Raw genomic sequence first — 20,971 nt, 5'->3', positions numbered from 1 at the left:
TCGACGGCTATCCCAGCCGGCTGCACTACTTCTCAGAATGGTTGGCGGACAACGAGCGGCGCGGCATGCTGCGGCAGCTCAGCCGTTCACTCGGCGGGGCCGCGGATGCGGAACCGATCTCGTTCATGACCCGACACACCTCGGCGTATCGCCAGCTCGCGGACGGCGACAACCTCGCGGCAATCAGACGCGTCGAGGCCGGATTGAACGCGTCGGGGCCGCGCTGGTTCATTCGCGAAGCGAGCATCGCGAAGGCTGCGCCTGGCATTCGCGATGGCGACATCATCGCCGCCACCTCCACGCTGGCGGGCCTCGATGTGGCGCACACCGGCCTGGCGCTTTGGCAGAACGGCAAGCTGCACCTGCTGCATGCGCCGCTGGTCGGGCGGGTCGTGGAGATTTCGGAAGTACCCCTCGCCAGTCGGATTCGCTCGATCAAAGCGCAGGACGGAATCATGGTGGCGCGGGTCGAACGGCTGGGCGATCGATGAATCGTCGACGGTCCCTCCGCCCCTTCGCTGGCGTTGCGAACCTGGTACGTCCAGAGCCTTGCGCGGCAAACCCGGTTTGCTATCATTCCGACACTATGGTTCGGATTTGCACGGTCGGCCGGATTATGTGCTGCCTCGAGTGGTTTCGGGGCTGCGGCCGAGTGCATCGTCTATAGATCGATCAACGATCCAGCATGACTCGGCAGCGACCCGCAAACACTTGTGGGTCGCTTTTTGTTTTCCCTGATAGGAGCGTCACGATGTCGTCCCAGATCGTCGTCTCAGTCGGCCACCGCCAGCAGCCCCTGCGCCAGCGTCCCTCGGCGTACGGGGTGAAGGACCATTCGGTGTGGACGGCCCTCTATTGCCGACGCTTTGCGACGCTGCTTACCGATGCTGCCATTCCGGTGCTCAGTGGGATCGAGTACCTCGATCTCGGCCCATCCCGGATTCCCAACTTTCGCCATCTCAATCGGCGGCTCGTGCCGCGGACCGGGTGGGCGGTCGTTCCGGGGGAGTCATACCTTCCTGAGGCCCATCTTGCCCGAAGTCTCAGTCGGCGTCGTTTGCCGAGCGCGGTGGCTATTCGGCCGTCGGCCGAGGTCGAACACCCGCCTGCGTCTGACATCTTTGCGGATCTGGTCGGGCGGGTTCCGCTGCTTGCTGAGGTGCGGTATGCCGGGTTCCTCGAGCGATTCGGCGCGGTTTCCTTGGCAGCGAAATCGCCGGAGGCCCGGGAAGGGCTTGCGGGGCTGTTCGCGTTCACGGCCACGTTTGGCTTGATCCGAGAGGGAGATCGCACCAAAGTCTACGGCAGCGAACTGGTACCGTCGGTGGCTTTGAGCCGGCACGCGCTGGGAACGGCCTGCGTTCATCGGCCATTCAGCCTTGCCGAGGTACTGGCGACCCCGGTGCCGGTCGATCGGCTACCCGAGGTGCTTTTCGTGCTCGACGACTTCGCTCAGCTGCGCGATGCGGTCGACTCCCTGGCGTCGTTAGGCTGACGTCCCAGAGTGCGTCTGGCTGTGCGCAGGGAGCTCCAGGATAAACGCTTTACCGGCTTGGTCCGGATACTGGACGAGGCGGAGCGAGCCGCCATGCAGTTCGGCAATCCACCGTACGATTGCCAACCCCAGTCCGCTGCCGGGCACGTCATGACGGACTCGGAAGAACCGCTCGAAGATTTTCTCCTTCGCTTCGGGGGGAATTGCCGGTCCGTGATCGGCCACTGCCACCCATCGCCGCGGGTTGCGGCCGTCCTCGGCACCGACGGTGATCTCGATGTCACTTGCGGGGGCGTGGATCAGGGCGTTTTCCACCAGGGCCATGACCGCGCGTTCGAGCAGTGACGGATCGCCACGCACGGCGCTGGTGTCGAAGCGCCCGGTCGTCAGCTGCCGTCCAGCCGCGGCGGGATGTCGTCCGGCGCGGAGGATGACTCGGCTCACGATATCGTCGAGATAGAGCACCGACGCGGTCCGCAGGTCACCTGCAGTTTCGCCCCGGGCGAGCAGCAGCAGATCGCTGACCAGGTTGGTCAGATGCTCCGCTTCCGTCTGGAGCCGGTCGAGCATGATCCGCTCCGGTGCGTGCGGATCAGCGGTTTGCCGTGCGGTTTCGATCTCGTTGCGCAGGATCGTAATCGGGGTGCGCAGCTCGTGCGCGGCGTCGGCGAAGAAGCGCCGCTGGTTGGCCGCGACCTCCCGCTCTCGCCCCAGCGCAAGGTCGAGACGACGCACCAGCGCAGCAAACGCCACCTGCAGCCGACCCACCTCGTCCGGAGCGGCCGGCGTCGGAAGGACCACGTCCGGGACCACCCCTCGGGCCAGTGCGTCGCTGACCCGATCGGCGGTGCGGGCAACGTCCGTGACCGGTGTCAGCGCGCGACCCGAAACGAGGAAGGCAACGACGGTTCCCGCCAGGAGGCTCAAGACGAACCCCGCCGTCAGGGTCAGGCGGAGATCCCGGAGCCGCTCTTCGACCGGGCCAAGCGAGACACCGAGAATCAGTCGAAATCCTTCGGGCAGTCGCACCGCCACCACCCTCGAGGGACCCTCATCCGTCATCAGCGTAACGGGAACGGTGTCGACGGCGCCCAGGTCGGTGGCGAAGAACTCCGGTGTGTCTTCGATCGAGCGACTGTGGGCAATGATCTGGCCGTCGGGATCGAGTCCAACGATCGAGCGGTCGCCGTAGACCAGCTCCGTGGCAACGTGAATCAGAGTGGCCCGGGGAGTCACGTTGTCTTCGGTGTCGGCCAGGAACAGGGCGTAGGCCCCCTCGCTCGAATGCTTCAGGTTGAGGTCGACCTCTTCCCGCCAGTGCCGCTCGAGAGCGGCGTAGAGCAGCAGCGCCGACACCGCCAGCAGAAGACCGAAGCTTGCTCCGACCGCCACCGTCAAGCGAACCCGAAGCCCACGGAGCGGATATCTAGGCATCATCATACTCGGGGCGCAGTACGTAGCCGGCGCCACGAATCGTGTGAAGCAGCGGGGCGCCGCCAGTGTCGAGCTTGCGCCGGAGCCGTGCGATGTAGACGTCGATGATGTTGGAGAGCGGGTCGTAGTTTTCGTCCCAGACGTGCGCGCTGATCGTCGCGCGACCCACCACCTGGCCGGCGTTCTTGGCCAGAAACTCGAGCAGCGAAAACTCGGTCGTCGTCAGTTCGATCGGCTGCCCTCCGCGGGCGGCGGTCCGGGCGGCGGGGTCGATCACGAGATCGTCGATTACCAGTGTGCTTGGCCGAATGCTGGCCTGGCGGCGCTCGAGCGCGCGGAGACGGGCCAGCAGTTCATCGAGCGCAAACGGCTTGACGAGGTAGTCGTCGGCGCCGGCGTCGAGTCCGGCCACCCGGTCGGCAATGCTGTCGTATGCGGTCAGCGCCAGGATCACGAGTTGGGCTCCGTCCTGGCGCAGGCGACGGGCGAGGTCGAGACCCGAACCATCAGGCAGGTTCAGGTCGAGGACCACGCCGTCGTACGGGTCTCGAGCCAACTTGTCGAGTGCCGAACCAATGGTTGAAGCGCCGTCGACGGCGTGTCCGGCCGATCGCAGTCCGCGGGCCAGGGAGTCGAGCAGTTGAGGTTCGTCCTCGACGACGAGCAGGCGCATGGTTTCGCATGAGGGTTGAGCCGGAAAGCTAATGAAGGCACCAGGTGGCTGAATTCATCAGGGGTTCATGTTGCAGCGTTACCCTTCGAGAGTTGAGTTCTCGGAGGATGTTCCGGTGGTCTTCATGGTTGTCCTCGCGATGGTCAGCACTCCCGTCGATACGGTCCGTCTCCAGGCAGCCGACGCACTCGATCTGGCGCGGCGGCAGGCCCCGCGCGTGACTGCTGCCGCGGCGCGAGTTGAGGCGACTCGCTATGGCGTTGCGGCAGCGCGGGCCTGGCGCAACCCCACGTTGAATGTCGTCGCCGAGAATCTGGGTGCCCAGCAGGAGATCACGAGGCGTGATGGCCTGGCCGGTGTCGAAGGGCAGGTCACCCTGTCCGGCTGGGTTCCCCTTGGTGGGGATCATGGAGCCCTCATCCGCGCCGCCCGGGCGCAGGCGTCCGGAGCCGCCGCCGGACTGGCGTTGGCCGAGCAGGAGGCGGCCGTCGCTGCTGTCGAAGGCATCGCGGTGGTCGAGCGGGATCGGGCCGCCCTGGAGGCCGCGCGGGCGGAAGCTGCCGCCCTCGAGCGTTTTGCGGTGGCCATGACGCGCCGAGCGGAAGAGGGACGCACTGCTGGGGGCGATGCGGCGCGTGCTCGGTTGGAATCGGCTGCTGCGGCGGCCCGGGTCGCCCGGATCGAGGCGGCCCTTCTGGGGTCTGAGGCGACGCTGGCGCGCCTGCTCGGGTTTGTCCCCGGCACTCCCCTCGTGATCGCGTCGGGCGTTTGCTCACCGGGGCCACTCTCGCCCCTGCCACACGCCCAAGCGGCGGCAGCAGCCGCCCAGGTTGCCGTGGCTCGTGCCGAGTCTGACCGGCAGCGGGGCCTGGCCGTACCGGACCTGATGCCGCAGGTCGGCTTGCGGCGCACCGGCGGCTTCTCCGGCCTGATCGTGGGGCTGTCGGTCGACCTCCCGGTGCTGTCACGCGGTCGGGCTGCTGCTGCCGCCGCCCGGGCGGAAGCCGAGGCGCGGGAGGTTGAGTACCAGGCCATCGTGACGCGACTGGCGGCGGAACGCCATCATGCGGAGCAAGCAGTTGCGGTCCTCGAGGTCTCACGGCGCCGGTTCGATGCAGAGTGGCGGCGCGACCTGGTCCGGGCGCTGACCGCGGCTGAGGCCCGCTATGGTGCCGGCGAGGCAACCCTCGCCGAGCTGCTGGATGCGCGCCGTGCCAGGCTTGCTGCGCTGGATGACTATGCGAGCTGGCGTGCTGAACGCCGGATGGCGCGGGCGGCGCTGGCCCGGGCACGAGGAGCACCGGTCGAGGCCGCCGTGCTCTGTGACGATCCTTCGGAGTGATGATGATGTCTCGGATGACGATGGTGCGCCTGGCCGTTCCCGTTCTGTTGGGTGGTTCGGCCGCATGTGCTGGCGAGACCGCAGACCGACCACCAGCTGCGCTGCCGCGTGGCGTGGTGGAATTGACGGCGGCGCAAATGGAGGCGACCCGGATCGTCGTCGACACGACCGTGCTGCGACGCGTGACGATTCCCCTGGTGGTCCCGGGCACCGTCACGACCCCGGACACCCGGACCTCACATGTCGGCTCGATTGTCGAGGGCCGTATCGATGACGTCCTGGTACTGCCCGGGGATTGGGTGGCTGCCGGCGCCCCGCTGTTTCACATCCACTCCCACGAAATGGCCGTGGCGCACCGGGACGTGGTCACGGCGCAGGCCGAACTGACCATGGCACGGGCGGCCTATGAGCGATCTCGCACCCTGCTGGAGGCGGAGGCGGTGTCGAAGGAGGAAGTCGAGCGGCGACGGGCGCAGTTCGAGGCGGCCCAGGCCGAGCAGGTCCGCAGCGAGGAGATCATGCGCCACCTGTCGCCCTCGGCGACCGGGGAGGTGGTGGTGCGTGCTCCCCGGGCGGGCACGGTGATCGATGTCAAGGTGAGGCCGGGCGAGGCCGTGCTGGTAGGGTCGCCGCTGGCCACGCTGGGCGATGCCAGCAGACTGTGGGTCATCGGATTCGTTCCGGAGCATGCCGCATTGCAGCTTCGGCCGCGTGACTCGGTTGCGGTGCGGATCGATGCGCTGCCTGACAGTCTGATTCCAGGGCGGGTGGTCCGGGTGTCGGGGGTCGTCGATTCCCTTCGCCGTGCGGTCGATGTGCGGGTCGAGTTGCTCGTCATTCCGACCGGCGTCAGGCCCGGGATGTTCGCTTCGATCCTGCTTCCATCGGCAGATCCGGTCGACCGGGTCGTGCTCCCAGCCCCGGCTGTGCAGCGTACAAGCGAAGGAGATGTCGTCTTCATTGCCGACGGCAACAACCGGTTCCGACAGCGCGTGGTACAGGCTGTTGCGCTGGGCAATGGGCAGATGGCGATTGCGGGGCTTCCGGCTGGGATTCCCGTGGTCACCGTTGGCGCGTTCAGGCTCAAGTCGGCGCTCGAAAACGTCTGGGACGAGTAGTCCGTGCTGTCACTCCTGCTGCGGTTCTCGCTCAATCATCGCTGGCTGGTTGCCGGCGCCACGACCCTCGTGGTCGGCCTGGGACTCTGGGCCTTTCGCACCATTCCTTTCGAGCCGTTCCCCGATATCACGGCCAACGCAGTCAGTGTGATTGCAGAGGTTCCCGGCATCGCGCCGCAGGAAGTCGAGCAACTGGTCACCTTTCCGATCGAGCGGGCATTGCTCGGTCTCCCCGGCGCCACGGCAGTCCGTTCGACCACGAAGTTCGGGCTGGCCCTCACCCAGGTCATCTTCGAGGATCGGGTCGACGGCTACTTTGCGCGGCAGTTGGTTGCGCAGCGGCTCGGTGATGTCGCTGCGGACTTACCTGCCGGGGTGATTCCGGTGCTTGGTCCTGTGTCGACGGCCATGGGCGAGGTCTATCAGTACGTGCTCACCAGCCGGACCAGGGAGTGGGGGCTCGGTCAGCTCAAGGCGCTTCAGGACTACACGCTGGCGCCGATGCTGCGCACGGTGCCGGGCGTGGCGGAGGTCAACAGTTGGGGCGGTGAAACCGAACAATACCACGTGGTCGTCGACCCGCATCGCTTGGCGCTGGCCGGATTGTCGCTCTCGCAAATCGAGGCTGCGCTCGCAGCCAATAACGCCAACTTTGGCGGGGCGCACACCGAGGACCGTGGTGAACGCTTCATTGTGTACGGCCGTGGTCGGCTCACCGGGCCCGCCGACATCGAGCGAGTGCCGGTCGCGACGCGTAGCGGCGCGCCGATCCTGATCCGTGACATCGCACAGGTGACGACCGGCGCGCTGCCTCGGCAGGGTGCGATTACCTGGGATGGCAAGGGCGAGGTCGTGTCGGGCATGGTGATCATGCGCAAGGGCGAGAACGCCCAGCGGGTCATTGCCGGAATCAGAGCTCGGGTGGCGGAGATCGTTCCGAACCTGCCGCCGGGCGTCGAGCTGGTAGCATTCTACGACCAGACCGAACTGGTGGGGCAGACCACGGCCACGATCGGCAAGAACCTGGTCATGGGGGGCATGCTGGTCGTGGTGCTGCTCTGGGTCTTTCTGCGGAACGTCAGGGCGAGTCTGATCGTTGCCGCGGTGATCCCGCTGTCGATGCTCTGGGCATTCGTCGCGATGAAGTGGTTCGGATTCTCCGCCAACCTGATGAGCCTGGGCGCGCTCGACTTCGGACTGCTGGTCGACGGGTCAGTCGTGATGATCGAGAACATGCTGCGCCGGTCGGCGACGGGGCCGGAGTCTGTCGAGGACACGACCAACCGAATGCATCGCGCGGCCCGTGAGGTCGGGCGACCGGTCCTTTTTGGCATTACCATCATCATCGCGGTGTATCTGCCGCTCTTTGCCCTTCAGGGTACCGAACGCAAGATGTTCGTGCCCATGGCGTTTACCGTGGTGGTCGCGGTGCTGGGGTCGCTGGTACTCGCGCTCACGGTGGTCCCGGCAGCTGCGCGCACCTGGCTGGCCAACGTCCACGAACCTCACTCAGCATGGTTCGAACGCCTCAGGCTTCGCTACCGTCGCATGCTCGAGGGCACCCTGGTTCGCCAGACGCCGGTGTTCGCCGCTGCCCTGGTCCTGATCACGCTGGCGGTGATCGGGATCGGCGGCCTGGGACGGGAGTTCATGCCTCGGCTCGATGAAGGGAGCGTCCTGGTTCAGGTTCGTCGTCTGCCGTCGACAGCGCTGGGTGAAGGCGTCGAGTATTCGCTGGCTATCGAGCGTGCGCTCCAGAGCTTACCAGAGGTGCGCACGGTCGTGTCCAAGCTTGGTCGCCCCGATCTGGCCACTGAAGCGATGGGCACCTACGAGTCCGATACCTACATCATCCTCGAACCGCGCAAGACCTGGCGTCGCGGCGGTAAGGATGCGCTGCTCGTCGCCATGGACAGTACGCTGCGAGAGGTGCCTGGCATCAGCTATGCTTTCACGCAGCCGATTCAGATGCGGCTCGATGAGGCGGAGAGCGGCATCACAACCGATGTCGGCGTCAAGATCATCGGCGCTGATCCGAATCGGCTTGCGGCCCTCGCCGCCCGGGTGGAATCGGTGCTGCATGAGGTTCGCGGGGCGGCAGACGTCAAAGCAACCGCAGCGGCACGGGTCCACCAGGTACAGCTCGACCTGGATCGGAATGCGCTGGCGCGGTACGGTATCGGGACCGCGGAGGTTGGCCGCGAGGTCGAACTGGCGCTCGGTGCCTCGGTGGCCACGACGGTGATCGACGGGCCACGCCGAATCGGTGTGGCCGTACGAATGGCCGGGGCGTCGACCCTGAGTCCGGAAGGCTTCACGGAGCTGCCGATTCCGACCCCGGTCGGCGGCCGGGTGCCGCTCGGTACGGTGGCCCGACTTCAGGTCGTCGAGACGCCCGAGGCGTTTGCCCATGAAGGGGCCGAGCGCATGGTCGTGGTGGGTGCCAACATTCGCGGTCGGGATGTTGGCAGCTTCGTTGACGATGCGGCTGCGGCGCTGGCCAAGGCGGTGCCGCTACCGGAAGGCTATCGCTTCGAATGGGGGGGACAGTATCAGCACCAGCAGAGCGCTATGAAGCGGCTCGCGGTCCTGGTGCCGCTGGCCATCCTGGGAATCTTTCTGCTGCTCAGTTGGGCATTTGGCACCGGACGACACGCGGCGCTCATCATGACCAATGTGCCGTTTGCGCTGGTCGGCGGGGTGGCGTCGCTCTGGATTGCCGGCCTCAACTTGAGCATTTCGGCCGCCATCGGCTTCATTGCGCTTTTTGGCATCGCAGTGCTCAACGGCGTCGTGATGGTGAGCTATATCAACGAGCTGCGCGCCGCGGGCTCGACCCTGGAAGAGGCAGTGCTCAACGGCGCCGCGACCCGGCTCCGGCCGGTGCTGATGACGGCGCTGGTGGCAGGGTTCGGCTTCGTGCCGATGGCGCTCTCGACCTCGCCCGGTGCGGAGTTGCAGCGTCCGCTGGCTACGGTCGTCATTGGTGGTCTGGTGACGGCAACCGCCCTGACGCTCGTGGTTCTGCCGACGCTGTACGTCGTGGTGGAACGGTGGGTGGCTCGTCGTGCGGGCGCCGCGGGAGGTGTCTGACTCGGATCTTGCCGGACTGGGGCCACCGACTAGTTTGGAGGTCTGTTTACCCTCTCGCGAAGGATGGTTCGGCATGGCTCTGCAGCTCGGCGACCTGGCCCCGGATTTCACGGCGGATACGACCGCAGGTCCGCTGCGGTTCTATCAGTGGAAGGGCGCCAGTTGGGCGGTGCTCTTTTCCCACCCGAAGGACTTTACGCCAGTTTGTACCACCGAATTGGGCGTCGTAGCCAAGCTCAAGCCGGAGTTCGAGCGGCGGAACACCAAGGTGATCGGTTTGAGCGTCGATCCGGTTGCTTCGCACGTGCAGTGGGAGGGCGACATCGCCGAGGTGACCGGCAATACGGTCAACTTCCCGATGATCGGCGATCCCGACCGCACCGTGGCTGGGCTGTACGGCATGATCCACCCCAATGCCTCCGATACCACGACGGTTCGTTCCGTGTTCGTGATCGGTCCCGACAACAAGATCAAGCTGACGCTGACCTATCCGGCCAGCACGGGGCGGAATTTCGAAGAGATTCTGCGCGTCATCGACTCGCTCCAGCTGACAGCCGATTTCCAGGTGTCGACACCTGCGGACTGGAAGGATGGGGAGGACGTCATCATCGTGCCCGCCGTCTCCGACGAGGACGCCAAGGCCAAATTCCCGAAGGGGTGGGTTGCCAAGAAGCCGTATCTCAGGGTCACGCCCCAGCCTAACCGCTGACCGACTTTCGGCCTCGGCGCCAGTCAACTGGTGCCGGGGCCACTTGCCCCCTCGCCAAACGGACTGACAAACGGTATTCTGTCATTTGGCCATCGTAGTACAACGCCTGACAATCGAATCGCCATGCTGACTGCTTTGCCCGATCGGGCCGCCGAGCTGGCGGCAGCGTTCCGTGCAGCGCATTACCGGGACGAGCGACCCCTCATCTTTGCCGATCCTTTTGCGCTCCGGCTCGCGAGTCCGGGGTGGCGAGCGATCTGCCGCTACGGCCCGGTCCGGCACTTTGTGTTCGAGCGGCTGTACGGAAAGTACCGGCCGCTTCGGGGGCACTTGCTGTACCAGGCCCGGATCGCAGAAGACTGGCTCGAGCAGTTTGTCGATGCCGGGGGACGGCAGTACGTCCTGGTCGGTGCCGGGCTCGATTCGTTTGCGCTCAGACGAACCGACCTGGCAAGCCAGCTCCGGGTCTTCGAGGTCGATCGGCAGGCGGCGCAGCGTGCCAAGCGAGATCGCGTCAGCAGTCTCGGGCTCGAGCCCGAAAATGTCGAATGGATCCCGTTGGACGACGCGCGCGAGTCCCTGCATGACGCCCTCCGCCGCTCCACCTTTCGCTTCCACCGGCCGGCCTTCGTTTCCTGGCTGGGATTCTCGCGCTGCCTCGACGAGCAGCCGCTGGTCGATGTTCTGTACGGTCTGGCGGAGGTTGCTGTGCCCGGCACCCGGGTGGCGGTCGGGTATCTCGTTGCCGAGCAACTGGACGGTGCCGGCGGCAATCGAGTGCTCGATGCCATGACCCGAGAGGGGTACGGAGCGCACCGGGCGCAGCCGACCGAGGCCGCGTTCGTGGAGGCGGTCGAGGCGACCGGATTTCGGGTGTTGGAAACCGTTGGGCCGGCCGAGCAGGACTCCTACTTTGCCGCTCGGACCGACGGGCTCACGGGAATCGCGGCGAGCCGGATGGCGCTGCTGGAGCTCGAGCCGCCTCGCTGACACGTGCCAGCACCGCATGACGTCGTCCCAGCCACAAGGCAATGCCTAACCACACCACAGCGAACGGCGCGGCCAGATAGGACGCGCCGGCAAAACCCACCCCCAGCGCGGTCAGGCCGCGCATGCTCCAGGCGCCAACCTGATCGCCGCCACGATAGACGAACGTATCGATGAAGTGCTTGGCCTTATACTTGTCCTCGCGGTCCAGCACGGTGTAGAGCACTTCGCGAGTTGGTCGGGCAACCGCGTACTCGCCTGCGCGCCGCAGGACCTGAAACACCACGAACACGGCCAGGATCGGAAAGCTGCCCAGCGCCAGGAACCCGATGACGGTGAGGGCCGGCAGCAACGCCAGGGTAACCGAGACCCCCAGCGCCTTGATCAGTCGGCCGGTCAGAAAGGCTTGTGTCAGCAGAGTCAGGATGTTGACGGCAAGGTCGATTCGCGCAAAGAACGCCGTCTGCGCCGCGCGGTCAGAGTACGCCTGCACCACGATCTGCGCCTGCTGGAAGTACAGCACCGTCGAGCCGATGGTGAACAGCAGCATGTACACGCAGATATTGAGCAGGTACGGCGACCGAATCACGTGCTTGATGCCCGCAAGGGTCTGACCCCCGATCAGCGCCTCCCCTGCGGGTGCCCCTGGCCGCGCGGCCGCCGTCGACGCGCTCAACCGGCGCACGCACTGCACCGCAAGCTCGAGCAGCACCGCAGACACGAGAAAGAGGTAAACCGGGCCGATCCTGGGTGCGAGCGTGGCCGTCACGGCGGCGCCGGTGACGCTGCCTAACGTCCCCCCGAACCCGATAAACCCGAAGAGCCGCTTGGCCTGATCGGTTCGGAAGACATCGACCATGAAGGACCAGAACACCGACGTCACGAACAAGCTGAAGACACTGGTCCAGACGAAGAAGACGCGGCCCAGCCAGACCAGTTGGGCCTCCGGCAGCGTTTGGAACAACCCGAAGAAAATCAGGATGTTGGCGAGGAAGAACCGGTTGGCGATGGTGACGAAGGTTCGCCGCGGCAGCCGCGCAACCATCGCGGCGAAGGGTGGATGAACCACCAGGGTCGCGATCAGCGTGCCGGTATAGAGCCAGGGCAGGTTACTGATTCCACCCGCAACGCCGGTCTGCTCCCGAATCGGCCGCATGATGAACCAGGCCGACAGAATGCAGAAAAAGTACCCGCAGGAAAGCAGGAGCGCCCGGACTTCATCCGGGCGCACTTCGACGACACGTTGCAGCAGGCGAGTGACCGGGTCGGTCGACTCGGCCGAGGCGGTAGAGCTCAGGATTTCTTCCTGGCGTGCCATGCCTTGAGAATTTCCGCTTCACGCTCCGGCGTTAGACCGGAGCGCAGCTTGGCCTGGTTTTCAGCGGGACGCGTCAGGTGCCAGGAAAGCGTATCCTGCACCGTCGTGGCAAACGGCCGGAAGGTCAGACCGGCTGCGATCGCCTTCGACACGATGCACTTGTTCCAGTACAGGGTCTCGCCTTCATTGGGCATCCAGACCGGCAGTTCGGCCCAGGGTCGGACCTTGTGTTCCCTGAGGAATGCGAGGTCCGGCGAGGTCAGCGTGATCGTCCGCTGCGTCTCGCTCGGGAGCACCGAACGGATCCCGTTCAGCATCTCACGGTGGGTCGTGGAAAGTCCGGTGGCGTTGTAGATCCCATAGGTTCGTGCCTCGCACATCCGCACCGTCCACTCGGCGAGGTCGCGGCCGTCGATGATCTGGGCGGCGTGATCGAGGGGCGCGGTCAAGACCTCGCCGCCGCGGGCCATTCGGATCGGCCAATAGCTGAACCGATCGGTCTCATCCCGCGGTCCGGAGATGAGCCCGGGCCGGATCACGGTGACCTTGCCGGGGTAGTACTTCTCCGACTCCTGTTCGGAGAGCGCCTTCATCGCGCCATAGTACTGCATACTCTCGACGGTGGGGTCGGGCATGGTCGCGAGCGGCGCGTTCTCGTCCATGTTCGGCTGATCCCACTTGTCGAAAACCGAGATGGTCGAGATGAAGACGTACTGATCGGTCCGCCCCTTGAGAACCTCGCCCGCGCTGCGCACCCACCGGGGAAAGGTCGTCGGGTTGTCGATGATGACGTCCCAGGTCTTGCTGCCCTTCAACGCCTCGAGGTTGTCGTTCCGGTCGCCGATCAGGTGCTCGACACCACTGGGCAGCTCGGTCTGGCGCCGGCCCCGGTTGAACACCGTCACCTTGTGCCCGCGGGCCACGGCGTAGTGAATCTGGAACGGTCCTGTTTGGCCGGTTCCGCCGAGTACCAGGATGTTGAGCGGCTTGCCTTGGCGCGGAAACGCTTCGGCTCTTTCCCAGAGTCCCTTCGGCAGGCCGAAGGACAGCGCACCGCTGGTGGCGGCCAGGGAACGGACGAAGGTGCGACGTGACGTCATGAGCTCTCTCGAGGAGGAGATTGCGGTTGGAACTGCCATGAATCTAACTACGGATCGGCAGGCCGAGTTACGTCAACCCCGGGTGGCCCGTCGGCGGTCAGGCTCCCCTCAGAAGGCGACCGACAAGCCGGCGAACCCAGGCCCAACCAAGGGTCGGGTGTCCTTGAGGCCGGCATTGACCTGCCGGCCCACCAGGTATCCAAGAGCGGCACCCGCCACAACGTCGGAAAACCAGTGCTTGTTGTCGTTGATCCGGGCAAACCCGGTCAGGGCTGCGGTACCGTACAACAGCACGTCAGCCCGCTTGTCCGCCGTCGAATGCGCCAGACTCGTGGCAATGGCGACGGCGAGGGTGGTGTGTCCGGAAGGAAACGCGCTGTGGTCGCTGAACGGCGCGAAACGCTCCGACGAGCCCTGATTGGGCCGCAGCCGTCCGAACCCCCGCTTGAGCACGGTCGCGATGCCGCCCGCAATCAGGCCTGCACCGGTTGCCTGCGCCGCTGCGTCGGAAAGGTGGGATCGTCCGCTGAGCTGGCCAACCACCCACCCGGCGGCCAGGACCGGCCCCGCATACCGCAGGTGACCGGCCGCGTTACCCCACTCCGCAACCTGATTGCTTCCGGCTCCGCGTACCGCCTGGGCCCGGCGCTGCACCGTTCCGTCAAAGGTGGCCGCCAGCAACACCAGGCCCGCGAGCTTGAGCCCCTCCTCGCGGTCGATGATCGGGACTCGACTGAATTCCAAGGTTGGCAGGTCGGGAACGGTGAAGAGCTGCTGCTGTTGTGCGGACAGTGAACCAGGGAGGTGCGATCCGACCAGGGAGAGACCAATGGCGAGCCTAGCGGCCTTCGACATGGAGCACCTTGGTGTACCGTTGGAGTGTGCGCAACAGGCCTGCGACACCGCCAGTGACGACCAGGAGCCCAATCCAGGGACGAGAGAGCGCCAGGCGGCCGGTGTCGACGAACCGGATTCCCACTTCGAGAAGCACGAAGAGTGCCACCGTCGAGAACCACGCGTAGTACTCTTGCCGAAGCACCGTCCGCAGCGAGAATCGCAGCGCCGCAGGCTGCCAGCACGACAGACGGGGTATGAATGCAGGTGTCTGAGCGGCCCAATCGAGGTACTGGGGCCCGAAGGTTCGTCGGAGGAACTCTTCCTCGACGAACATGATACGCTCGTAGTATAGCGCGAACAGGAGCGAAATGAGAACCGGAGCCCACCACACGCCCAGCGCCAGCGCCGGGCCCAGCCAGAGGAGATAGTTGCCCAGGTAGAGCGGGTGGCGCACCAGCGAGTAGGGACCGGTGGTGCTGAGCGAGGCAGCGACCTGCAGTGCCCGGTTCTTGCCCGAGGTTCCCGACGGCGCATGGCCAATGACCCAGGCGCGGAACAGCAGCCCGAGGGCCGCGACCGACAGCCCGACGGCAGTACCGGCCCGCGACAACCCAGCCGGTTCGGACCGGCCCGCCCCGGCAAACACCAGGAGGACGAGGACGACGGGCGGGATCCAGCTCCGATACCGGAACAGCCAGGCTCCGCTTCGCTCCAACTCTTCGCGCAGTGCCATCGGTGCTATCGGCGCACCCGAACACCTGCCCCGCTCAAGGCGCCCGGAACCGCGCCAGCGGACCCGCCGGGCCGGTCAGCGTCAGCGTCGAGTCAGTTGCTGTGTAGGACTGAACTTGCTCGAGCATTTTGAGATAGGCGTCTTCCACATCCATACCGCGATCGCAGGCCATCCTGGTCGAGATCGGAGCCAGGAAGCGAAGGCTGTCGCCGACGAGCGCATATCCGCCGGAGTAACGGTTGCAGCCCGCGAAGCCGGATGCGCGGCCGGCGGCGCCGTCGAATCGCAGTGTCACCGGCTGGTCGCCCGCGCCGCGAGGGTTGACCAGGCTGCCGACCGACGTCAGGTGCCAGTCACGGTCGACGATGCCATGCCCGGAGCCATGGTCCGCATGCGCAGCGGCCGCCTGCGCCGGCGCGGCGTCGTGGTCGGCCGCGGGCTTGGAGCCGCAGCCGGCAAGCGCCGGCAGCAACCAGAGAACGAGGGCAGGGCGAGCGTGCTTCATCAGGGGCCTCCCGGGCAGCAGGTAATGCTCAATGGTTCAGGGCGACAGCGCTACCTACTGCGGAACGTTGCGCCGTTTGAGCAGCGGACGGCCGACCGCGCCGATCAGCAGGAGGAGCAGAATCACCCAGGGCGGAATCGTCCGACCGGTCATCGCGGTCCAGGCGCACAGTCCGGCCGCGGCAAAGAGAATACACCCCATCAGCACATCGCCGCGCGGGTTCGCGCCAGGCAGGTGGGCCGCCTGCTGCGCCAGCCAGAGGTAGATCAGACCGGCAATCCCGAGAATCGCGGCCAGTCCCCAGATGCCAAGCTCGAGCGCGAGCGGCAGCAGGAGCAGCAGCGCCCCCATGGCGTACAGCATCTGTACATGGTCCCGGCGCACCTGTGGATTCTTGCCTAGCTTCCGAGCGTTGACGAGCGCAAAGGTGCCCATGACGAGCGGAATGATGATCAGCGAGAATCGCACCGGACCTCCCTTACTTGACTGAGAACTTGAGGCCCACGATACCGATCACGATCATCAGCAGAAAGACCACCTGGGTGGCGGAGAGAAGCTCCTTGAACAAGATCACGCCCAGCGTGGCCGCGCCCACGGTGCCAATGCCGGTCCAGATCGGGTAGGCAATGCTGACCGGCAGCGTCTTGAGGCTGACGGCCAGCAGCCCCATGCTCGCGATGATGGACAGTATGGTGAGCAGGCTCGGCCCCGGACGACTGAAGCCGTCGGTGTACTTGAGGCCGATGGCCCAGCCTACTTCAAAGAGGCCGGCCACGACCAGAACGACCCATGCCATCACGCGCTCCCTGGTGCTCGGGGGTCGTCCCCCGGGGTGTCACGGTGACCTCGCCCGGTCGTCCGAGCCGGCCATAATCTAGCGTTGCCCGCCGAGCTCCGACAGCGCGGCTGCGAGGTTGCTGCGGGCCCGGGCCTCGAGCTCCTGATGCAGCAGAGCAGTGTGATACAAGGCGGGTCGATCGAGAAATCCGCGGAGGATCATGGCGCGGCGACGCCGGAAGACGAGCCCGGGAACCCAACGGTACTCCGCTCGAATCTGGGCTTCGTACTCCGCGAAGCGAGCGGGAGGCGCGCCGAGTATCGCGAGGTCGATGTCGACCAGCAGGGTCGGGTCGCCGGGTGAGGGCAGCGCGCTGTGGCGGGTGGCCAGGATTAGCTCGGTGACCCGCGCCAGGACAGTCGCGTCCGCACCGGCATGACGGAGCGACGCGACCGCAAGGTCCGCACTCGCCGCTTCGTTGTCGGAGCGATGCGGATCGTAAATGGCATCGTGATACCAGAGCGCCAGCGATACCAGATGGGGCTCGACCGCGTCATGCCGAACCCGGTCGAGCCAGGCAAAACACTCATCCAGGTGCTGGACGGTGTGGTAGGCGCGGTGGGGTTCCCGATACCGGTTCAGAAGCGGCGCGACAGCGTCCGGCGGCTCGAGCTTGGCGTCTGCCCAGTCTCGCCGCCATCGCTCTTGATGGGTCGACATCCGTCCGGTTCGGCCTCAACCGGCCGGCTGGCAGGCGCCGCCGGTGCTTCGGCCGCCAAAGGTGGCGATGGTCCAAATCCGCGCGGAACTGTCCGCTGGGGCAGAGTCGGGCGCGCGGAGAATCAGGTGCAGTACATCGGTACCGATCAACCAGGACAAGTGCTGATTGGCGCAAGGCGTGCCCGGTCCCAGATCGGCCTCGATCCGGCTGCGTGCCGAGTCATAGGCCGACGCTGCCGTTGCGCCAGGCAGGTCCTCATACCGAAGGAAGGTCTCGATGCCGGAGTTAGGGTCGTACATCATCCAGAGACGATGGTGGGTGCGGGTGTATCGGCACTCGAATGCGCCCTGCGCAAACGAATCCCGGCAGATCCGCACCCCGCTCGCCTCGCCGGCAAACTCGATGGCGTGAGTCGGCGTGTGCTTGCATCCCAATCCGAACAGCAGGGCCACACCGGCAATGGCCAGGCGACCCGACCCGTCGATCATCGCGTTACGTCCGAATGCTGGGTCCAGAACGACAGCGCCGGCGGGCCGGTGAAGAGCTCCGGAGCGCGCTCCCGGAATGCCGTGAGATGCGGTGTCTCCAGATGCGGTCCCGTAAACGCGGCCTGATCGGTCCATGCTTCCCAAAGCAGGATGCGGGCGGGGTCCTCGACGTGCTGATGCAGCCGGATCCCGAAACAGTTGGGCTCTTCGCGAACCACGATCTCGATCAGGTCCTGCAGGGCCGCTCGGGCCGCATCGACCCGATCAGCGCGCGCGTGATACTCGATGACGACGATGACGCCGGGTGCCGGCATGCGACAACTCCTTTGGGGACGGCTGATTGTAACCGGTCCCGGGGTCGGCCGCTATCCGCTACCGCACTGCTGCCGTCCACGAGTAGCGGCCAAGGGCAGGCACGTCGAGCGAGTCGAGCACCCACGCCCAGTAGCTCGACCCGTCGGGGCGGACGACGCGGTGCTCGCTTGGTACGAGTACCGTGCCCGCCTGTCGACCGTCCGGGTCGACGATGAGCCATCGCAAGGCCGTGCGCTCGAGTCCCGGCGGATCGAGCGCGAGCCACAGACTGCCGTCATTGTCGGCGAGTGCCCACGATACGGCAGGGAGTCGTCGCGGTCTGTGGATGGCCCCTCCCTCGGCGGACGCGACGTGCGGTGCCATCCGGGTCAGGATCGAATCTGCGACCGAGCGGGTGAGCTCTTCTCCGCGTATCGCCAGGTGCGTCTGGTACCGGACCCGCCCGTCGCTGCCGAACATGGTGATGCTGACCCCCGTATCGCCGGGTTCCACGAAGGCGAAGCGATCGCCTCGTGGCGCGGGCACCAGCGAGGGTCGCGGCGTGAACGGCTGGATCCCGACGATGCTCGTGCCGTTGGGCTGGACGAGTTGAAAGCTCGTCCCAGCCAGGTCTAGCGTACCAATGGGTGTGTATCGACCGGATGAGCTCACGACGCCGAATGGAATGACGCTTGGCCCCGAAGCATCGCCAAGCCGCGAGTGCCCCTGAACCAGCATGCCCCCGCCTTCGAGCAGGGCCGCGATTCGGATCGGACCGCTCCAGCCGGGAAGGGACGGGGACGTTGCGAGCGAGCTTGCGACGCGCCCGGTGGCGAGCGAGAACGTTGTGACGCGCCGAGCGACGTAATCGAAAACCCAGAGCGAGTCGGCTCGGATGCCGAACGACGCCACTGACCGGAACTCGCCCGGGCCTTGACCACGTCTGCCGATTGTGTGCAGCAATCGTCCGCTCTGGTCGAAAACGAGGAGCTGCCCGGCATCTCCCGCATCGACGATGACCTGGGAATCCGGGGTGACGATAGCGCTGCCGGTTCGGGAAAAGAAGACGTTGCCCGTATCGGGCGACTGGATGATCAGCAGGGGCTCGAGTGCCTCTGCTGCAGCTGCCGTATCGGCCGGCGTATCAGGCGCGCAGCCCGGCAGGCCGGTCAGGATGCCCAGCAGCCCAATGTCCCTGCCGATCCGGCGCCAGCCGCGGAGACGGACAGGCGCCAGGTCGGCAGCGGGAGGAGTCACTGCGTGGTCCGCTGCTCTCCTCGAGCGTACTTCTTGAACCACTCGCGGAGGTAGAGCTGTGTCCGCAGGAAGTTCGACGGCTTGGAGCTGGTGCCGTGCCATTCGTCGTTGAAGCGAATCATCGCGGTCGGCACCTTGAGCATCCGGAGCGCCTGGTAGTACTCCTCCGTCTGCGGCATCGGGGTCCTCAGGTCATTGACACCAGTCATCAGCATGGTGGGCGTCTTGACGTTGCCAACGTACATCAGCGGCGACCGGCGGAGATGCTCGCTCGGATCCTCCCAGGGGAACTTTTCGAAGTTCCGGTACCAGGTGGCGCCGTCGGTGGTGCCGACGAAGCTGAGCCAGTTCGTGACCGGACAGTTGGCCGAGGCAGCGGCGAAACGATCGGTCTTGCCGACGATCCAGGAGGTCAGGACTCCGCCGCCGCTGCAGCCGTAGACGAACATGTTCTGCTCGTCGATGTAGCCTTTGGCAATGGTGACGTCGACACCGCGCATCAGATCGTCGTAGTCCTTGCCCGGGTAGGCATTCTTGATCGCATTGCCGAAGGCGCTGCCATAGCCGGTACTGCCCCGCGGGTTGGTGTAGAGCACGACGTAGCCGTTGGCCGCATGCTCCTGCCAGCCGAAGTTGAAAGCCACGCTGTACATCGAATGCGGGCCACCATGGATGACCAGCATCATCGGATACTTGCGTGACGGATCGAAGTCGGGCGGCTTGATGATCCAGCCCTGCACCCGGAAGTCGTCGACCGAGGTGTACCAGATCTCTTCGACCTGGCCGAGGCGCTTGCCGGCCAGGATATCGGCGTTGACGTCCGTCAGCTTCGTGATCGCGTCGGGTGCGCGCAGGTTGAATCGCACGACATCGCCCGGTTCGTGGAACGAACTCAGGGTGCCCAGCACGGTGCCGTCGCGGGCGATGTCCGAGATTGCGAGCATCTGGACGCCCTTGGTGACCTGGCGTGCCGAGCCCCGCAACGGCGCGAACCAGAGATTCTGACTGCCCTCGCTCTGGGCAGTGAAGTAGACGCCACTGCCGTCATGGGCCCAGGTCAGGTTGGCGGGACTGCGATCGATGTCGGCCAGCACGCGCGAACCGCTGCCGTCGGCGTTCATCACGTAGAGCTTCGAGTCGACCCAGGTGTCGGTCGACCAGTCGTAGCCGGTATAGGCGATCTGCTTGCCGTCAGGGGAGGGAACCGGATTGTTGTCCGGGCCCTTGCGCGTCGTCAGCTGCTTGATGGCGCCGGTCTCGACATCGATCGAGAACACGTCCGACTCGCGCCAGGCATACTCGGCGTCCTCGGTTCGAGGACCGGAGGAGAAGGTGATGGTGCGGCCGTCGGGCAGCCAGGCCGGAGCACCGACGCTCCAGGCGCCGCTGCTCACCTGACGCGGTGTGCCGCCATCGGCCGGGACGACGAAGAGCTGCTGGGTGCCGGACCGGATGAAGCCCTGACCATCGCGGCGATAGGAGAGCTGCTCGACCACCCGCGGGGCCTGGGTCCAGGTGGCGCCCCGTGGTCGGAGTGCGCTGACCTGACCTTCGATCTTCCATCCTTCGGTCTCGGGCACCAGCATCCGGAAGGCAATCCATTTGCCATCCGGCGACCACGCCAGGTCCGTTGGGGCCTCGAGCAGGCGGGTGATCTGCGTCGTTGCTCCCTCCGCGTCCATCCAGCGCACCCAGATCTGGCTGCCGCTCGGTTCGCCCCGCGCCACATAGGCAATCCGGGAACCATCCGGCGACCAGCGCGGCGAGCCGCCCGTCACCAGCGCCCGGGGTCGGGATCCATCACTGTTCATCAGGAAGATCGACGACTCCCAGCGGTCGTTCAGCTTGTCCACCCAGCGGCGCCCGTAGATGACCTGGCGGCCGTCGGGCGAAAGCTGAGGCGACTGGACCTGCTCGAAGTCGAGATAGTCGGCGAGCTGCAGACGGTCGGTGCGCGGTGCCTGGGCCGTGAGCAGACCGGTGCCGGCAACGGTCAGCCCGAGCACGAGGCCAAGCCTGAGCGTCGGAATGGGGAGCATACGGTCCTCCTCGGGGGAGCGGGCGATGCCTATGATCTTGGGGACAAGTT

General features: G+C 66.0%; 21 protein-coding genes. 7 read left to right on the top strand and 14 right to left on the bottom strand.

What is annotated here, in order from left to right; translation table 11 throughout:
• Positions 1-491: DUF1460 domain-containing protein (locus tag KF785_15530; protein MBX3148174.1), on the top strand; the 491-nt coding region annotated here is incomplete at its 5' end.
• Positions 492-751: 260 nt separating this feature from the next.
• A complete protein-coding gene (locus KF785_15525; protein ID MBX3148173.1) occupies positions 752-1,495 on the top strand; it encodes a hypothetical protein in 744 nt (247 codons plus the stop codon).
• Here the strand turns inward: KF785_15525 and KF785_15520 are convergent.
• Positions 1,487-2,935: a HAMP domain-containing histidine kinase gene (locus KF785_15520; GenBank protein MBX3148172.1), complete on the bottom strand. Its 1,449-nt coding sequence runs from the start codon at positions 2,933-2,935 to the stop codon at positions 1,487-1,489. The two genes, KF785_15525 and KF785_15520, sit on opposite strands and share 9 nt — an antisense overlap.
• Positions 2,922-3,602, bottom strand: coding sequence for a response regulator transcription factor (locus tag KF785_15515; GenBank protein ID MBX3148171.1), 681 nt, complete (start codon positions 3,600-3,602; stop codon positions 2,922-2,924). The genes KF785_15520 and KF785_15515 overlap by 14 nt, the downstream gene beginning before the upstream one ends.
• A 124-nt stretch (positions 3,603-3,726) precedes the next feature.
• Here KF785_15515 and KF785_15510 point away from each other — a divergent pair, with 124 nt between their 5' ends.
• From KF785_15510 to KF785_15490, 5 genes are all read left to right on the top strand, one after another.
• On the top strand, positions 3,727-4,944 hold the full coding sequence (locus tag KF785_15510) for a TolC family protein (GenBank protein MBX3148170.1): 1,218 nt from the start codon (positions 3,727-3,729) through the stop codon (positions 4,942-4,944).
• The gene (locus KF785_15505) at positions 4,944-6,062 is read left to right on the top strand and encodes an efflux RND transporter periplasmic adaptor subunit (protein MBX3148169.1); all 1,119 of its coding nucleotides are present in this window, start codon (positions 4,944-4,946) and stop codon (positions 6,060-6,062) included. The genes KF785_15510 and KF785_15505 overlap by 1 nt, the downstream gene beginning before the upstream one ends.
• A gap of 3 nt (positions 6,063-6,065) precedes the next feature.
• Positions 6,066-9,155, top strand: a complete 3,090-nt coding sequence (locus KF785_15500; protein MBX3148168.1) for an efflux RND transporter permease subunit — start codon at positions 6,066-6,068, stop codon at positions 9,153-9,155.
• Between the two features lie 79 nt (positions 9,156-9,234).
• Positions 9,235-9,864: a peroxiredoxin gene (locus KF785_15495; protein ID MBX3148167.1), complete on the top strand. Its 630-nt coding sequence runs from the start codon at positions 9,235-9,237 to the stop codon at positions 9,862-9,864.
• Between the two features lie 123 nt (positions 9,865-9,987).
• The gene (locus tag KF785_15490) at positions 9,988-10,854 is read left to right on the top strand and encodes a class I SAM-dependent methyltransferase (protein MBX3148166.1); all 867 of its coding nucleotides are present in this window, start codon (positions 9,988-9,990) and stop codon (positions 10,852-10,854) included.
• On the opposite strand, the gene KF785_15485 is transcribed toward KF785_15490, so the two are convergent.
• From KF785_15485 to KF785_15430, 12 genes are all read right to left on the bottom strand, one after another.
• On the bottom strand, positions 10,799-12,169 hold the full coding sequence (locus KF785_15485) for an MFS transporter (protein MBX3148165.1): 1,371 nt from the start codon (positions 12,167-12,169) through the stop codon (positions 10,799-10,801). The two genes, KF785_15490 and KF785_15485, sit on opposite strands and share 56 nt — an antisense overlap.
• On the bottom strand, positions 12,145-13,269 hold the full coding sequence (locus KF785_15480; protein MBX3148164.1) for an epimerase: 1,125 nt from the start codon (positions 13,267-13,269) through the stop codon (positions 12,145-12,147). The genes KF785_15485 and KF785_15480 overlap by 25 nt, the downstream gene beginning before the upstream one ends.
• A 108-nt stretch (positions 13,270-13,377) precedes the next feature.
• Entirely contained in the window at positions 13,378-14,124 is a 747-nt protein-coding gene (locus tag KF785_15475) for a phosphatase PAP2 family protein (GenBank protein MBX3148163.1), read from the bottom strand.
• Positions 14,108-14,839 carry a hypothetical protein gene (locus KF785_15470; GenBank protein MBX3148162.1) on the bottom strand — a complete coding sequence of 244 codons (732 nt, stop codon included), beginning with the start codon at positions 14,837-14,839 and terminating at the stop codon, positions 14,108-14,110. The genes KF785_15475 and KF785_15470 overlap by 17 nt, the downstream gene beginning before the upstream one ends.
• A gap of 34 nt (positions 14,840-14,873) precedes the next feature.
• Complete coding sequence (locus KF785_15465; protein ID MBX3148161.1) at positions 14,874-15,344, bottom strand: META domain-containing protein; 471 nt, start codon at positions 15,342-15,344, stop codon at positions 14,874-14,876.
• A gap of 54 nt (positions 15,345-15,398) precedes the next feature.
• Positions 15,399-15,812, bottom strand: coding sequence for a hypothetical protein (locus KF785_15460; GenBank protein MBX3148160.1), 414 nt, complete (start codon positions 15,810-15,812; stop codon positions 15,399-15,401).
• 10 nt (positions 15,813-15,822) lie between these two features.
• Positions 15,823-16,140 carry a multidrug efflux SMR transporter gene (locus KF785_15455; protein MBX3148159.1) on the bottom strand — a complete coding sequence of 106 codons (318 nt, stop codon included), beginning with the start codon at positions 16,138-16,140 and terminating at the stop codon, positions 15,823-15,825.
• Between the two features lie 78 nt (positions 16,141-16,218).
• Positions 16,219-16,842, bottom strand: a complete 624-nt coding sequence (locus KF785_15450) for a hypothetical protein (GenBank protein ID MBX3148158.1) — start codon at positions 16,840-16,842, stop codon at positions 16,219-16,221.
• A 15-nt stretch (positions 16,843-16,857) separates the two neighbouring features.
• Positions 16,858-17,331 (bottom strand): hypothetical protein, encoded by a 474-nt coding sequence (locus tag KF785_15445; GenBank protein ID MBX3148157.1) that lies wholly within the window; start codon positions 17,329-17,331, stop codon positions 16,858-16,860.
• Positions 17,328-17,645: an antibiotic biosynthesis monooxygenase gene (locus KF785_15440; protein MBX3148156.1), complete on the bottom strand. Its 318-nt coding sequence runs from the start codon at positions 17,643-17,645 to the stop codon at positions 17,328-17,330. Before KF785_15440 ends, KF785_15445 begins: the two co-directional genes overlap by 4 nt.
• Before the next feature lie 58 nt (positions 17,646-17,703).
• Positions 17,704-18,882, bottom strand: coding sequence for a 6-bladed beta-propeller (locus tag KF785_15435; GenBank protein MBX3148155.1), 1,179 nt, complete (start codon positions 18,880-18,882; stop codon positions 17,704-17,706).
• The gene (locus KF785_15430; GenBank protein MBX3148154.1) at positions 18,879-20,921 is read right to left on the bottom strand and encodes a S9 family peptidase; all 2,043 of its coding nucleotides are present in this window, start codon (positions 20,919-20,921) and stop codon (positions 18,879-18,881) included. Before KF785_15430 ends, KF785_15435 begins: the two co-directional genes overlap by 4 nt.
• Positions 20,922-20,971 lie beyond the last annotated feature (50 nt).

Source organism: Gemmatimonadales bacterium (assembly GCA_019637315.1).
Lineage (GTDB): Bacteria > Gemmatimonadota > Gemmatimonadetes > Gemmatimonadales > GWC2-71-9 > SHZU01.
This window is presented reverse-complemented; position numbering and strand designations above follow the sequence as displayed.